The organism is Microbulbifer sp. SAOS-129_SWC (assembly GCF_039696035.1).
In the GTDB taxonomy this organism is placed as follows: Bacteria; Pseudomonadota; Gammaproteobacteria; order Pseudomonadales; family Cellvibrionaceae; genus Microbulbifer.
Genome location: NZ_CP155567.1, coordinates 1,829,189 through 1,843,398, shown reverse-complemented (window position 1 = coordinate 1,843,398; position 14,210 = coordinate 1,829,189). Strand labels below are relative to the sequence as shown.

General features: G+C 64.6%; 15 protein-coding genes. 11 read left to right on the top strand and 4 right to left on the bottom strand.

Going from position 1 to position 14,210, the window contains the following annotated elements:
* Positions 1–180 precede the first annotated feature (180 nt).
* From ABDK11_RS07865 to ABDK11_RS07840, 6 genes are all read left to right on the top strand, one after another.
* Positions 181–585 (top strand): hypothetical protein, encoded by a 405-nt coding sequence (locus ABDK11_RS07865; protein ID WP_346839741.1) that lies wholly within the window; start codon positions 181–183, stop codon positions 583–585.
* Between the two features lie 64 nt (positions 586–649).
* Positions 650–1,495 carry a DUF72 domain-containing protein gene (locus ABDK11_RS07860; RefSeq protein WP_346839740.1) on the top strand — a complete coding sequence of 282 codons (846 nt, stop codon included), beginning with the start codon at positions 650–652 and terminating at the stop codon, positions 1,493–1,495.
* Between the two features lie 329 nt (positions 1,496–1,824).
* Positions 1,825–3,102, top strand: a complete 1,278-nt coding sequence (locus ABDK11_RS07855) for a cytochrome c (protein ID WP_346839739.1) — start codon at positions 1,825–1,827, stop codon at positions 3,100–3,102.
* Positions 3,103–3,152: 50 nt separating this feature from the next.
* Positions 3,153–3,653, top strand: a complete 501-nt coding sequence (locus tag ABDK11_RS07850) for a (2Fe-2S)-binding protein (RefSeq protein ID WP_346839738.1) — start codon at positions 3,153–3,155, stop codon at positions 3,651–3,653.
* Entirely contained in the window at positions 3,646–5,940 is a 2,295-nt protein-coding gene (locus tag ABDK11_RS07845) for a molybdopterin cofactor-binding domain-containing protein (RefSeq protein WP_346839737.1), read from the top strand. Before ABDK11_RS07850 ends, ABDK11_RS07845 begins: the two co-directional genes overlap by 8 nt.
* Positions 5,941–5,947: 7 nt before the next feature.
* Complete coding sequence (locus tag ABDK11_RS07840) at positions 5,948–6,619, top strand: DUF480 domain-containing protein (protein WP_346839736.1); 672 nt, start codon at positions 5,948–5,950, stop codon at positions 6,617–6,619.
* Positions 6,620–6,628: 9 nt separating this feature from the next.
* Here the strand turns inward: ABDK11_RS07840 and ABDK11_RS07835 are convergent, their stop codons facing one another.
* Positions 6,629–6,784 carry a hypothetical protein gene (locus tag ABDK11_RS07835; protein ID WP_346839735.1) on the bottom strand — a complete coding sequence of 52 codons (156 nt, stop codon included), beginning with the start codon at positions 6,782–6,784 and terminating at the stop codon, positions 6,629–6,631.
* A gap of 262 nt (positions 6,785–7,046) precedes the next feature.
* Between ABDK11_RS07835 and ABDK11_RS07830 the strand changes: the two genes are divergently transcribed.
* From ABDK11_RS07830 to ABDK11_RS07820, 3 genes are all read left to right on the top strand, one after another.
* On the top strand, positions 7,047–7,616 hold the full coding sequence (locus tag ABDK11_RS07830; protein ID WP_346839734.1) for an NUDIX domain-containing protein: 570 nt from the start codon (positions 7,047–7,049) through the stop codon (positions 7,614–7,616).
* Entirely contained in the window at positions 7,616–8,284 is a 669-nt protein-coding gene (locus ABDK11_RS07825) for an NAD-dependent epimerase/dehydratase family protein (protein WP_346839733.1), read from the top strand. Before ABDK11_RS07830 ends, ABDK11_RS07825 begins: the two co-directional genes overlap by 1 nt.
* Positions 8,285–8,435: 151 nt before the next feature.
* Positions 8,436–9,023: an exopolysaccharide biosynthesis protein gene (locus ABDK11_RS07820; RefSeq protein ID WP_346839732.1), complete on the top strand. Its 588-nt coding sequence runs from the start codon at positions 8,436–8,438 to the stop codon at positions 9,021–9,023.
* Here the strand turns inward: ABDK11_RS07820 and ABDK11_RS07815 are convergent.
* From ABDK11_RS07815 to ABDK11_RS07805, 3 genes are read right to left on the bottom strand one after another with little or no spacing between them, the layout of a single operon-like run.
* Entirely contained in the window at positions 9,020–9,610 is a 591-nt protein-coding gene (locus tag ABDK11_RS07815) for a CPBP family intramembrane glutamic endopeptidase (protein ID WP_346839731.1), read from the bottom strand. The two genes, ABDK11_RS07820 and ABDK11_RS07815, sit on opposite strands and share 4 nt — an antisense overlap.
* A complete protein-coding gene (locus ABDK11_RS07810) occupies positions 9,607–10,182 on the bottom strand; it encodes a GDYXXLXY domain-containing protein (protein ID WP_346839730.1) in 576 nt (191 codons plus the stop codon). Before ABDK11_RS07810 ends, ABDK11_RS07815 begins: the two co-directional genes overlap by 4 nt.
* Positions 10,179–11,504 (bottom strand): DUF2157 domain-containing protein, encoded by a 1,326-nt coding sequence (locus ABDK11_RS07805; protein ID WP_346839729.1) that lies wholly within the window; start codon positions 11,502–11,504, stop codon positions 10,179–10,181. The genes ABDK11_RS07810 and ABDK11_RS07805 overlap by 4 nt, the downstream gene beginning before the upstream one ends.
* A 297-nt stretch (positions 11,505–11,801) precedes the next feature.
* Here ABDK11_RS07805 and ahpC point away from each other — a divergent pair, with 297 nt between their 5' ends.
* Positions 11,802–12,368, top strand: a complete 567-nt coding sequence (gene ahpC / locus ABDK11_RS07800) for an alkyl hydroperoxide reductase subunit C (protein WP_346839728.1) — start codon at positions 11,802–11,804, stop codon at positions 12,366–12,368.
* A gap of 175 nt (positions 12,369–12,543) precedes the next feature.
* On the top strand, positions 12,544–14,145 hold the full coding sequence (gene ahpF / locus ABDK11_RS07795) for an alkyl hydroperoxide reductase subunit F (RefSeq protein WP_346839727.1): 1,602 nt from the start codon (positions 12,544–12,546) through the stop codon (positions 14,143–14,145).
* The last annotated feature ends 65 nt before the right edge of the window (positions 14,146–14,210 follow it).

The window sequence follows — 14,210 nt, the reverse complement described above, 5'->3', positions numbered from 1 at the left end:
GTGGGGATTTGCACGTTGCACAGAAGCAGGCACACGGCTACCAACAGAAAAAACCGCAACACAAGAGCCTCTACCATCAGTACCCAATCCGATTTATTGGGCTCCGCCCAGGCGCGACTCGCTCTCTACCTGCCTCATCGCCCCAACGGTCTGGCGCAACTTACGCCGGCCCCCAGCGCCGTGGATTTGGTCGCGCTCAATTCCAATCACTGGCGCAAGATCGTCACGCTGCTGGCCAAGATCGCCAGCCCCGCCGCTGACGACTGGCGCCAGTTTCGGGATGCGCACCTGTTTCAGGCCACCGCACTCTGCTTCTCTCCGCAGCTGAACCCCAACGCGCGCTGGCACTGGATCGGCGGCAAAGACAATCTGCAGCGCTTTACCGAGCTGCAGCACCGCGCACGCCCTCTGGCAGACGCCCCGGATATCCTGCTCGATGCCGACCGGCACCTGTTGCTGACGCCCTACCCGGACTACCGCCAGCTCAGCAATGCACTGGTCGCCCGCATCCGCACCGCGCTCGGCGATCTCGGTTTCTATGCCGAATCGGGCAATGACTTTGGCGGAGCGCCGCCAACCGATTAGAATGTGCCGCCTGCGCACCAACGCACTGAACTGAACACAACCCGCTGCACCGCAAGCCTGACCTATGTCCCTTCCCTACTTCCTCGGCTGCCCGCAGTGGCAACACCCCCAGTGGAATGCACGGCTGCCGGCCGGGGCGAGTCCGCTGGCGCGCTACAGCCAGGTGTTCAACTGTGTCGAGGGCAATACCACCTTTTACGCCACCCCCAGCCTGGAGCAGTGCCGGCAGTGGTGCGCACAGGTCACCGAAGACTTCCGCTTCCTGCTCAAGTTTCCGCGCGCAGTCACCCACGAGCGGCTGCTGGCCGGTGCGAGCGCGGAAGTGCAGTCTTTTCTCGACATCGTCGCGCCGCTTGCGGATCGGCTCGGCCCTTTCCTGTTGCAACTGCCCGCCGCATTCGGCCCCGGACACCTGGATAATCTCTGGCACTTTATCGATACCCTGCCCGCACCGCTGCGCTGTGCGGTCGAAGTCCGCCACCGGGATTTTTTCGCCAAGGGCGATGCCGAGCGGGCGCTGAACCGCGGCTTGCGCGCGCGCCGGACCGCACGCGTCTGCCTCGACAGCCGCGCGCTCTTTGCCGCAACGGCAGACAGCGAGGCAATCCGCGATGCGCAGCGCAAGAAGCCGCAGGTTCCGGCGCATCTGCTGCCAGTGGATGCGCCACCGGTAATCCGCTATATCGGCCACCCCGAGTTGGAGGCCAACCGCGAGTTCCTGGCCCCCTGGGTCGAACGGGTCGCCAGCTGGATCGAGGAGGGCCGGCGACCGTTTATGTTTCTGCATATGCCGGACAACGGCGATGCCCTGTCGCTGGCGGCGCTGTGGACCGAGCTGTTGCGCGCGCGGATCCCGCACGCGGAGCTGCCGGATATCGATCAACCGCAGCCGCAGATGGGACTGTTTTAACCCGGCACCCGCCACATGCCGCGCTGCCCGACGCGCGGCTTCTGCTCTCCGTTCAAATTCTCCGCATTCAACGCTGCTCGCCGGCAACAGAAACCGGCGACTGAAAAGCCCCTCGTCGAATCGCGAGCGGCCTTCAGATGGCGCCGAAAGAGGCCATTGGCGCCAGAAAGCAGTACGAATCGCCAATAGCATTCAAAACGGCGGCCACGGGGTGCTATAAAGTGAGCCTATTGCGCTTGCGCATTTTCGCCCCCCATTTTCCGGCCTTGCCGGTTTCCCCACAGCCGTTGCAGTTCTGCGGTCCGCCAACACAGACTCGAGGTGGCTCCATGGGTAAAACTCTCCTAGTCGCGGTGCTGCTCATTGCCGCCGGGCTTTTCTTTGTCATCCACCAGCCCGCTCTGCCGCCACTGGAAGCCTCGGAATCGGCGCCGGCCGACCCCGCCCTGATAGAGCGCGGCCGGGTGCTCGCCGGTATCGGCAACTGTGCCACCTGCCACACTGCGGACGGCGGGAAATCCTATGCCGGCGGGCGCGCCTTCCCTACCGGGTTCGGCACCCTGTACGCCGCCAACATCACGCCGGACCGCGAACTGGGTATCGGCAGCTGGTCGCGCGAGGCATTTATCCGCGCCATGCACAAGGGCATTGACCGCGACGGCAGCTATCTGTTTCCCGCGTTCCCCTACACCCATTTCAAGAACGTCACCAACGACGATCTGGACGCCCTCTACGCCTACCTGATGTCGCTGAAGCCGGTGGCCTACCAGCCACCGGAAAACGGCTTGCGCTTCCCGTTCAAACTGCGCTCGCTGCAGTGGGGCTGGCAGCTGCTGTTCTTCGACTCGAAGCCGCTGCAGCCCGACCCCGGGCAGAGTGACACCTGGAATCGCGGCGCCTATCTCGCCGAGGGCCTGGGCCACTGCACCGCCTGCCACTCGCCCCGCAATGCCTTCGGCGCGGAAAAGAAAGACCGCGCCTACGCCGGTGCACTGGTGGACAACTGGTATGCCCCGGCGCTGAATGCGCAACAGCCGGTACCAATTCACTGGACCGAACAAACACTGTACGACTACCTGCGCAGTGGCCAGTCGCCCTATCAGGGCGTGGCCGCCGGCTCCATGTCAGAAGTGGTGCACAAGGGGCTGAAACAGGCTTCCGACAAGGATATCCGTGCAATGGCGGTTTACCTCGCCTCGCTCGGCAACGACGACGCGCAACAAAATGACGCGGCGGCGCTGGCGGCCTCCACCATCGACGGCGCACAGCAACGCACCGCGAATGATCGCAGCCATGGCGAGAACCTGTATATCGGCGCCTGTACCGGCTGCCACTACAACGCCGCGGACAAACCCATTGCGCTGCGCGCCGAGCTGAGCCTGAACAGCGCCGTGACTGCCGACGACCCGACCAACCTGCTGCGCGTGCTGCTGCAGGGGATTGCTGCCGACCAGGGCACGCCCGGCTTCGTCATGCCGGAATTTGCCACGCTCAGCGATGACGACATCGTCAGCCTGGCGGATTTCCTGCGCCGGCGCGCCGCTCGCGAGCCCTGGCCCGACCTGCACAAGCGCCTCACCGATTTGCGCAAGGACCTGCAGAAATAAATCACCGCCGCTCGACGTCCAGAAGTGCCCAAATTCCAGGGAGAACAACAATGAGTATCGAATTTGAGATCAACGGCCAGCCCGTCGATATCGACGTACCCGCCGAGACACCGCTGTTGTGGGTGATTCGCGACGACATCGACCTGACCGGTACCAAGTTCGGTTGTGGCATCGGCCTGTGCGGCGCCTGCACCGTGCACATCGACGGGCGCGCCACACGCTCGTGCATCACGCCGGTGAGCAGTGTCGCCGGCACCAAGGTCACCACCATCGAAGGGCTGGCAGAAAACGGCGAGCATCCGCTGCTGCAGGCCTGGGTCGAGGCGCAGACCCCGCAGTGCGGTTACTGCCAGCCCGGGCAGATCATGCAGGCCGCGGCGATGCTGCGCGATTTTCCCAACCCCACCGATACACAGATCGACCAGGTCATGAGCGGCAACCTGTGCCGCTGTATGGCCTACGTGCGTATCCGCGAGGCGATCAAGCTGGCCGCCGGGCGCATGCAGGCACAGGACAACCGCGAACAGGAGCCGGGGGCCGACCATGCTTAAATTCCTGCAGGGCAATGACAAACACAAAAACGAAGTGCCATCCCTCAGCCGGCGCGGTTTTATCATCGGCATGGCCGGCGCCGGCCTGACCTTCGCCTTCGCGCGCTCGCCACTCAGCCTGGCGGACCCCGCACAGGCCGCCGCCAGCGGTGACTTCGAGCCCACGGTCTGGTACCAGGTGCAGAAAAACGGCGACATCATCGTCAATATCGCCAAGGCGGAAATGGGCCAGCACATCGGCACCGCGCTGGCGCGCATCGTCGCCGACGAACTGGAAGCCGACTGGGACAGGGTCACGCTCAACTATGTCGACAGCGACCCCAAATGGGGTTACATGGTCACCGGCGGCAGCTGGTCGGTATGGCAGAGCTTCGCTCCGCTGAGCCACGCCGGCGCGGCCGGGCGCATCGCCCTGATCGAAGAGGGCGCCCGCCAGCTCGGGGTAAAACCGGAGCAGTGCCAGGCGCGCAAAAGCCGCGTGATCGCCGGCGGCAAGTCGCTCAGCTACGCCGATATCGTCAGTAACAGCACTATCAAACGCAGCTACACGGACGACGAGCTGAAGAAGATGCCGATCAAGCCGCCGTCGGAGCGCCGGCTGATCGGTGGCCAGACCCAGGCGCTGGATATCCCCGCCAAGGCCGCGGGCAAGGCGCTGTACGGCCTCGATGCCAAGATCGAGGGCATGGTGTACGCCCGGCCGATACTCCCGCCCACCCGCTACGGTGCCAGCGTCAACAATATCGATGACAGTGCGGCCAGGGACATTCCCGGCTACCTGAAGACCATCGTGCTCGACGACCCCTCCGGCACCGTGCCCGGCTGGGCCGTGGCCATCGCCGAGAGCTTCCACGCGGCCAACCGCGCAGTGCAGAAGATTCGCGTCGACTGGTCGCCGGGCAAGACCGCCGACGTGGACGAGGCGGCAGTCCTGGAGCACGGCCGCACCCTGATCGGCAGCGCCGATGCCGGCGTGGTGGTGCGTGAGGAAGGCGACGTGGACAAGGCATTCGCCGACGCCGACTCGACGCTCGAGAGCGAATACCTCACCCACGGAGTCCTGCACTTCCAGCTGGAACCGCTCAACGCGCTGGCGCAGCTGAAAGACGGCCGCTGGGAAATCCACACCGGCAACCAGTGGCAGTCGCTGATCATCCCGGTGCTGGCCAAGGCGCTACAGGTGCCGAAAGAGCAGATAGTGCTGCGCACCTATATGCTCGGTGGCGGTTTCGGGCGCCGGCTGAACGGCGACTACACGGTTCCCGCCGCCCTGGCGGCAAAAGCACTGGGCCGACCGGTGAAACTGGTATTTACGCGGGAGGACGACCTGCTGTTCGACTCACTGCGCTCGCCGTCGGTACAGCGGATGCGCATGGCGTTCGACAAAAACGGCAAGGTCCTGGGCATGGAGCACACCGCCACTGCCGGCTGGCCGACCCAGGTGATGGCACCCTCCTTCCTGGCCAAGGGCGTGTCCGGCGGCAAGTACGATCCCTTCGCCATTCAGGGCGCGCTGCACTGGTACAGCGTGCCCAGCAACCGCGTGCGCGCCATTTCCAACGATCTGGCCAACGACACCTTCCGCCCCGGCTGGCTGCGCTCGGTCGGCTCCGGCTGGGTCAACTGGGCGCTGGAGAGTTTTATGGACGAGGCGGCGCACAAGGCCAAGCAGGACCCGGTTGAATTCCGCCTGGAGAAACTGGTGGCCGAGGGCAAGAACGCCGGCTCCGCGCCCAATTCCGTGGGCGGCGCGTCGCGCCAGGCCAATGTGCTGCAGCGGGTGCGGGAACTCTCCGGCTGGGGCGGAAAGATGCCCGCGGATACCGGGTTGGGCGTGGCCACCACCTACGGGCAGGAGCGCAATATGCCCACCTGGACCGCGTGCGTGGCGCGGGTACACGTAGACCGCGAGAGCGGCCGGCCGACGGTGGAAAAGCTCACCATCGTCACCGACGCCGGCACCATCGTGCACCCGGACGGCGCCCACGCCCAGGTGGAGGGCGCGGCCCTGTGGGGCACCAGCCTGGCGCTACACGAAGGCACCCAGCTCAAGGGTGGCCGCGTGGGCGATACCAACCTCAACAGCTACACCCCGCTGCGCATGCGCGATGTGCCGGAAATCGAAATAGAGTTTGTCGACAGCAGTGAAAACCCGGTCGGCCTCGGTGAACCCGCCACCACGGTGGTGGGCCCGGCAATCGCCAATGCGATTTTCGCCGCAGTCGGGGTGCGCATGCGCGAACTGCCGATCCGCGCGGAGCAGATATTGAAAGCGTTACAGGGCTGAGGTTGCGGTGAAGCAGGACTACAGCCCGCACGAAATCCGTGTACTCGGCGTACTGATCGAGAAATCCATCACCACGCCCGACCACTACCCGCTCACCCTCAACAGCCTGGTGGCCGGCTGCAACCAGAAGAGCAACCGCAACCCGGTGCTGAACCTGTCGGAGCACGCGGTGGCCGACCTGGCGCGGCAGTTGAGCAACAGCGACGTGGTGGTGATCGACAACGAATTCGGGCGGGTGGAGCGCTACCGCCACCGCTTCTGCAATACCGAATTCAGCCAGCTGCAGGTCACGCCCGCGCAGCTGGCGGTGCTGTGCGAGCTGTTCCTGCGCGGGCCGCAGACACCCGGGGAACTGCGCAGCCGCGCGAGCCGCATGCACCCCCTGGCAACGCTCGAGCCGGTGGAGGCGGCGCTGCAAGGGCTGATGCAACACCCGCTGGGGCCACTGGTCGCGCAGTTACCGCGCGAGCCCGGCCGGCGCGAATCCCGCTACACCCACCTGTTCTGCGGCGATGTGGAATCCGCAATAGAGCAACCTCCAGACACTGCCGCGCCCGCCTCTGACCAATCCGGCCAATCCGAACTGGCGCAATTACGGGCCCGCGTGGCGCAGCTGGAGGCCGAGAACACCGAGCTGAAGGCGCAGTTGCAGCGCCTCACAGACACCCGCCAGCCCTAGCGCGAATACTTACGGCTTTACCGTCCGCGCCGGTGCGGCTGCGCGGCACGGCACGCAGACTTGGTCGCCGTAATAGTTATCCGCATAATTGCACTGTGCCGGCGCAGTCTGCGCCCGCACGCGACCGGCGACCTTGCCGCCGACAATATCGAGAATGGTTTTCATGCCTGGCTCCCGTTGACTGGCCCTGATTGATTCGAGGCCTCAGCCTAACCCTGGCGCACCCGGGGCTTAAATGAATTTTCTCACTGATCCAGATTGCAATTGACTATCAATTCCCGCCGCGCCTGACACCGCCCTCCGCGCCCGGAGCCCTCCCAGAGCCCTATAAGCGCCGCACAAGTAGCATTCGCACTTTGCCGCCAAACGCGGTATATACGCAGCTGACACCGTCGATTTCCCGTACCCGATTTCGCAGGCGCCGTTTATGTTCCGAAGTTTGTTCGCCAGTGCCAAAAAGCTATTGCTGTGGATGTTGCTGTTCGCACTACTGCTCGCGGCCGCCTTTGTGTATTTCCCCGGCCTGAAGTACAGCCTCTACCGGGTACTGCCGCCCAAAGTCCGCTGGGATATTTCCTACGCCGTCAGCGACAAGTTCCTGGTGGGCATGGTGTATTTCGTCGAGCGCGGCGACCAGCTGCTGCTGGTGAAACATTCCTATCAGGACAAGTGGGGCCTGCCGGGTGGCTGGCTGGACAAGAACGAGACGTTCGAGCAATCGGTGCGCCGGGAACTGCGCGAAGAGCTGGGCGTGGGCCTCACCAATATTGAAATGCTGGAAGTGCACAAGATCCCCAGCTCGCAGATCATCGACATCGCCGTGCGCGGCCAGCTGCAGGGCGACAAGCTGAAGATCGGCGATGGCGAAATTGCCGAATTCCGCTTCTTCGACAAAGACGCCCTGCCCGCGCCCGCCGATATCCTCTACCCCCACAGGCCCTACATTGAGCGCTACCTGGCCGGCGAAAAGGCGCACCAGCGCGTGGTGGTGCACTGATGGGCAAACGAGCGCTGGTCATCGGCGCCAGCGGCCTGGTGGGGCGCGCACTCACGCAACAGCTGGCCGCTGCCGACTGGATCGACGAGGTAGTCACCCTCACCCGCCGGCCGCTGGCACCGGCGGCGCCCTACCCGCACCAGGACAAGGTGCGCAACCATGTGGTCGATTTCGATGAGCTGGAACGCGACCCCGCGCTGTTCCGCGGCGACCTGCTGTACTCGTGCCTCGGGACGACAAAGCGCGCGGCCGGATCGCTGGCCGCGCAGCGCCGGGTGGATGTGGATTACCAGTTACAGGCCGCCCGGCTGGCGGCGCAACAGGGTGTCGCGCACTACCTGCTGGTGTCGTCGAGCGGCGCCAACCCCGACAGTCGCAGCGCCTACCTGCGCATGAAAGGCGAACTGGAGCAACAGGTCCTGCAGCTGCCGTTTGCGCGCATCAGTATTTTCCGCCCGTCGCTGCTGCTCGGTAAGCGGGATCAATGGCGCCCGGCGGAATGGCTGGGCAGCTGGCTGCTGCCACTGCTGTGTACCCTGCCCGGCCTGCGCCGCTACCGGCCGATTGCCGCCGCGCAGGTAGCGGCCAAAATGGTATCGGTGAGCGCCCAAGACGGACCCGCGGTGCAATCGTTCACGCTGGACGAACTGTTTCACAGCGAAGGCTGACACCGGCAGGAACGGACCGCCGGGGTTGGGAATGGCCCCGAAACGGGCGAGAATAGGCGCAATTCAAGCGGCACGAAAAGAGGACCGCCCGCAACTGCCCCGCAACTTCCTCGTATCTACCCCGCACCTACCACGGAATAGCGCCACACCTATGTCATACGAACAGCCCAGCCTGGAGCAACTGCTGGAGCATATCAGCCACACCGCGCGCCACCGCAAACGGGTGTCACTCGACCTGGTGCTGCGCGCGTCCGGGCGGCGTTCGTTCTCGCCGCTGCTGCTGCTGGCCGGTGTCATCCTGTTTTCGCCGCTGAGCGGTATTCCCGGCGTACCCACATTGATGGGGCTGCTGGTACTGCTGACCACCTTGCAGCTGCTGGCGGGGCGGCGGACTTTCTGGCTGCCGCAGTGGTTACTGCGCCGCTCGCTGTCGAAACGCAAATTTCAGCGGGCGCTCGGCTACCTGCACAAGCCGGCACAATTCGCCGACCGCTGCCTGCAGCCGCGGCTGCAGTTCCTGGTGCGGCGCGCCGGGGCGGTGCTGGTTGCGGTGATCTGCACGGCGATCGCGCTGGCGCTGCCGCTGATGGAAGTGGTGCCCTTCTCGGCCACCATCGCCGGTATCGCGCTGACCGCCTTCGGTCTGGCGCTGGTAGCCCACGACGGCCTGCTGGCGATCTTCGCCTTTGCCTTCACCGGGCTGGCCGTGGCGACGATTGTCTTCAGCCTGTTCAGCTAATCCCCCGCCAGCCCCAGCCACTGCGGGCGCTTGACCAGGGTGGCGATGGCCAGCAGATCGTAGAGCCCGTGCCAACTGGCCACCAGCAACAGGCTGCCGCTCCACCAGTACACCACCCCGAACAACAGGCCGATGATCAGGGTCGCGGTAAAGTAGGTGGCCGACGCCGCGTGGAGCAGCGCAAACAGTATGGAAGCGATGACAATGCCCAGCGCGGCATGGACAAACGTCGCCAGCCACGGCTGCAGGAAAGCGCGGAACAACAGCTCCTCACAGATCCCCGCGGCGGCCGCCGCCAGCACGATCTGCGGCCAGGAAAAGCGACCAAACAGCGCCCGCAGCCCTGCGCTGTGGTGCCGCAGGGCGGCGCCGGCGGCGCTGTCGGAACGGGTCAGCCACACGGCCACGGCAAAGGTCAGCGCAGCCCCGGCAGCACCCAGCGCGAGCGCGGCCCAGCCGCCGCGACCGAGCAGCGTAACCGGTATGTGTGCATAGTGTATTCCCACCAGCGCCAGCAACAGCACCACCAGCTCGATGCCGATCACCAGCGGAAATACCGCGGGCATGTTCGGATCGGGAGAAGTCATTGCGCGGCTCCTTTTTCATTCCCTCGCGGGTTCAGCGGCAACACCGCCTTCAGCCGTGCGTGGCCGCCGGCGGACACCTTCACCACCGCCACACCGCCCTCGCGCAGCTCCTGCTCCAGCTGCTGCGCCCGGGCGCGCGGGGCAAAATATGCCTCGATACCGTAGCGCACGTGATAGACATCGCCACTGCCACGCAGCCAGTTGTCGGTAACGCGCCCGCGCAAAAACGGGCCCTGCTGCGGTTTCACCAGGCTGGCGCCGGCAAACTGGTAGAGGCCACCGGCAGCCGGCTTCAGCGACACGTATACCACCTCGCCATCGCGCAACTGCGCGCGTTCGGGAAAGCGGCTCGCATCCAGTTCGGAAAACGCGTATTGCAGCCGCGCGTAATTGCCGCGCAGCAGCGAACGCGGGTCCACCGGCACGGTTTTCAGGCGGATCTCGGTACCGGTCCACAGCGGCACCTGCGCGCGCAGGTAGATGCCCGCCATCACCAGCAACTGTAGTGTGATTGCCGCCACCAGCCCCGCCGGCAGCCAGCGAATTTGCGCCCCGTGCTCGCGCCGCATCATTGGCCGCCCTCCTCGCGCTGGTGCCGTTTCCAGAAGCGCGCCGCCCCCAGCAGCAGTACCGCGAATACCGCAAACAGCACGGCGCCGCCAACGTAGTCGCCGATCAGGTCAAAATAGCGCAACAGCGCACACAGCAGCACCGCCGCCACGCCGACAAAGAAGTACTGCGAGGTGCCGCTGTTGATGCCGCGCAGGATCAGCCAGATACCGCTGCCCACCAGGGCCAGGTTGGCCAGCACCTGGAACACCACCGCGTGCTCCGGGTTGCGCGACACCAGCACCGCCAGCAGCGGCAGCCACAGCGCCGCCAGCAGGGCCAGCGCCGCCGGCACCGCCGGCACCGCGCCGCTGCGCCGCGCCAGCACCAGGGTTACGGCAGCCAGCGCGGCCAGCACCAGCCCCATCGACCACAGGTGCGTCCAGTCGGCCTGCAGCAGCGCCTGCCACGGCTGCGCAAAGCTCATCACCAGCAGCAGCACCAGCGTAAAGCGCAGGCACCAGACACCGATCAGCGCCGCATAGTCCCGCGCCCGGGAAGCGGCGTGGCCGTTCAGCCAGCGGGCGAAAAACGCCAGCACGATAAACAGCCCGGCGGCCACCGCGAAGCTCTCGGCGCGCAGGTCGAACAGGAAGAAGGCTTTGGTCTCGCGCCAGAAGGCAGCGAGGCTGTACTCCACCCAGAAACCGATACTCGCCAGCACCACCAGCAGCAGTGTGGCACTGGGCGGCCCGCGCCACAGCACATACACCGAGGCGGCGATAAACAGCGGAAACAGCGCCGGATAGAAACCGTAGGCCAGCTGCAGGAAGAACCACAGCAGTGCCAGCAGGTGCGCCTGCAGCGCCAGCCACGGATTGCGTGTGAGCAGCGCAAACGGCACGCAGCCCAGCGCCCACCAGAAGATGCCGTCCGGCATATGCTCGCCGAGGTGGTAGATCTGCGCGATCAGGATGATCGAGGCACCGAAGAACAGGTTGCCGAGCAGGAACAGGCCCACCCCGCCACTGCGGTCACCGCCGCAGTAGTGGCGCAGGCCCAGCCACTGGGTAGCGGCGGTCAGCGCAATCAGCCCGCCCATGCGCAGGCCGCGCGGAATCGAGTCCCAGTTGGCGCCCAGCAGCGTGATCAGCGCCAGGCCGATAAACAGGTAGCCGAGCCCGGTCAGCACGCTATAGCCGAACGAGTGCCGCTGCGCCTGGTGGTAATCCACCCCGTAGCGGCGGCAGATGCGCTCCGCCTCGGGCTCGCCGATCAGGCCCTCGTCCACCCACTCTGCCGCTTCCCGCGCCAGGTCGTATTTCAATAACCGGATCAATCGCATGCTATCGCCGCCTCCGCTGCGCCCGGACAGATCCCGGCGCGATCATCGCGGCCGCTGACTCATTATCCGGGCCGGTCACATTCCCGGCAGTATCGGCAATGCAGCGCACCCGCGCAACGTAACAGCGGGCATTCCGCCGCATGCGCCTGAAAGGAAAAGCTATGGATAGATTTCACTCAATCAACTCAGGCTATCAGCATCATTTAAATAGATTATTTTTATCAATCTATACCTACCCATAGTATTACCCCCGTTCCAAACAACTTGATACCCAACGCACTCAACAAGGAGCAGACTATGTCTCGCTACATCGAATCCGAACTCAAGCCTTTCAACGCCAAGGCCTACCAGTCTGGCGACTTCTTCGACATCTCCGACGCCGACGTGAAAGGCAAGTGGGCGGTGTTCTTCTTCTACCCGGCCGACTTCACCTTCGTGTGCCCCACCGAGCTCGGCGACCTGGCCGACAACTACGAAGAGTTCAAGAAACTGGGCGTTGAGATCTACTCCGTGTCCACCGACACCCACTTCACCCACAAGGCGTGGCACGACACCTCCGACACCATCGGCAAGATCCAGTACCCGATGATCGGCGACCCCACCGGTACCATCACCCGCAACTTCGGCGTGATGATCGAGGAAGAAGGCATCGCCGACCGCGGCACCTTCGTGATCGACCCGCAAGGCAAGATCCAGATCGTCGAGATTACTGCCGGCGGCATCGGCCGCGACGCCAGCGAACTGCTGCGCAAGATCAAGGCCGCCCAGTACATCGCCGCCCACCCGGGTGAAGTGTGCCCGGCCAAGTGGAAAGAAGGCGAAGAAACCCTGGCGCCGTCCCTGGACCTGGTCGGCAAGATCTAAACCCCTGCCGATGTCTTCATCCCGGACTTGATCCGGGATGAAGACGCAGAGACCACTTTGTAGGGGCGAACCTTGTGTTCGCCCGCGCGGGCCAAAGGCCCGCCCCCAGCTCCCCCGTCATCCCGGCGCATACCCGACTGAAGACAACGAGAAACAACACAAACAGGACACACCGATGTTGGACGCAAACCTGAAACAGCAGCTGGACACTTATTTGCAGAATATCGTCGAACCGATCGAGATTCGTGTGTCCGGAGACAATAGCCCTAAATCTTCCGAACTGGAAAACCTGGCCGATGAAATCGCCAGCCTCTCCAGCAAGATTGAAACCCACAGCGGCAGCGGCAAGCGCACGCCCAGCATGGCCATCGCCCGCCAGGGTGACGCGCCGCGGGTCAGCTTCGCCGGTATTCCGCTCGGCCACGAATTCACCTCCCTGGTACTCGCCCTGCTGCAGGCCGGCGGCCACCCCTCCAAGGCCGACCCGCAACTGCTCGACCAGGTGCGCAACCTCAAAGGCGAGTTCCACTTTGAAACCTATATTTCGCTGTCGTGCCAGAACTGCCCGGACGTGGTGCAGGCACTGAACCTGATGGCGACCCTGAATCCGAACATCACCCACGAGATGATCGACGGCGCCCTGTTCCAGGAAGAAGTGGAACAGCGCAACGTGATGGCCGTACCCGCCGTGTACCTGAACGGCGAACACTTCGGCCAGGGCCGCATGAGCCTGGAAGAGATTGTCGGCAAACTGGATACCGGCGCTGCCGAGCGCAAGGCCGCCGAACTGAGCGAGAAAGAACCCTACGATGTACTCGTGGTCGGCGGTGGCCCCGCCGGTGCCGCCGCGGCCATCTACGCCGCGCGCAAGGGCATCCGCACAGGATTAGTAGCAGAGCATTTCGGCGGCCAGGTGATGGATACCGTCGGCATCGAGAACTTCATCTCCGTGCCCTACACCGAGGGCCCGAAACTCGCCGCCAGCCTGGAGCAGCACGTGAAGGAATACGGTGTGGACATCATTACCGAGCAGCGCGCCGCCAGCCTGAAGCGCAACGGCCTGCTGGAGCTGGAACTGCAGAGCGGTGCGACGCTCGCAAGCCGCGCCGTGATCCTCGCCACCGGCGCGCGCTGGCGCGAACTGGGCGTACCCGGCGAAGCCGAGTACAAAACCCGCGGCGTGGCCTACTGCCCGCACTGCGACGGTCCCTTCTTCAAGGGCAAGCACGTGGCAGTAATCGGCGGCGGCAACTCCGGCATCGAAGCCGCCATCGACCTGGCGGGTATCGTCAAGCACGTCACCGTACTGGAATTCGCCGACACCCTGCGCGCCGACGACGTACTGGTGCGCAAGGCGCGCTCGATGGACAACATCACCATCATCACCAATGCGCAGACCACCGAAATCGTCGGCGACGGCAACAAGGTGAACGGCCTCACCTACACGGACCGCGCGAGCGGCGACAGCAAAAAGCTGGAACTGGCCGGCGTGTTCGTACAGATCGGCCTGGTGCCCAACACCGAGTTCCTGCAAGACAGCGAGCTGGAGCTGAACCGCATGGGTGAAATCGCCATCGACAGCCGCGGCGCCACCTCGATGGAAGGGGTCTATGCGGCCGGCGATGCGACTACTGTGCCCTATAAGCAGATTGTGATCTCTATGGGGGCGGGTGCGACTGCGGCGCTGGGAGCTTTTGACTACCTGATACGTTCGTCCGTCAGCGACGGTGCGGAACAGGAGACGACTGCACCCGAAGCGCTGGCGGCCAGCGCATAATCCCACTGCACACAATATAAAGGCGGCCGGAGCAATTCCGGCCGCCTTTCTACCCGTTATCTACT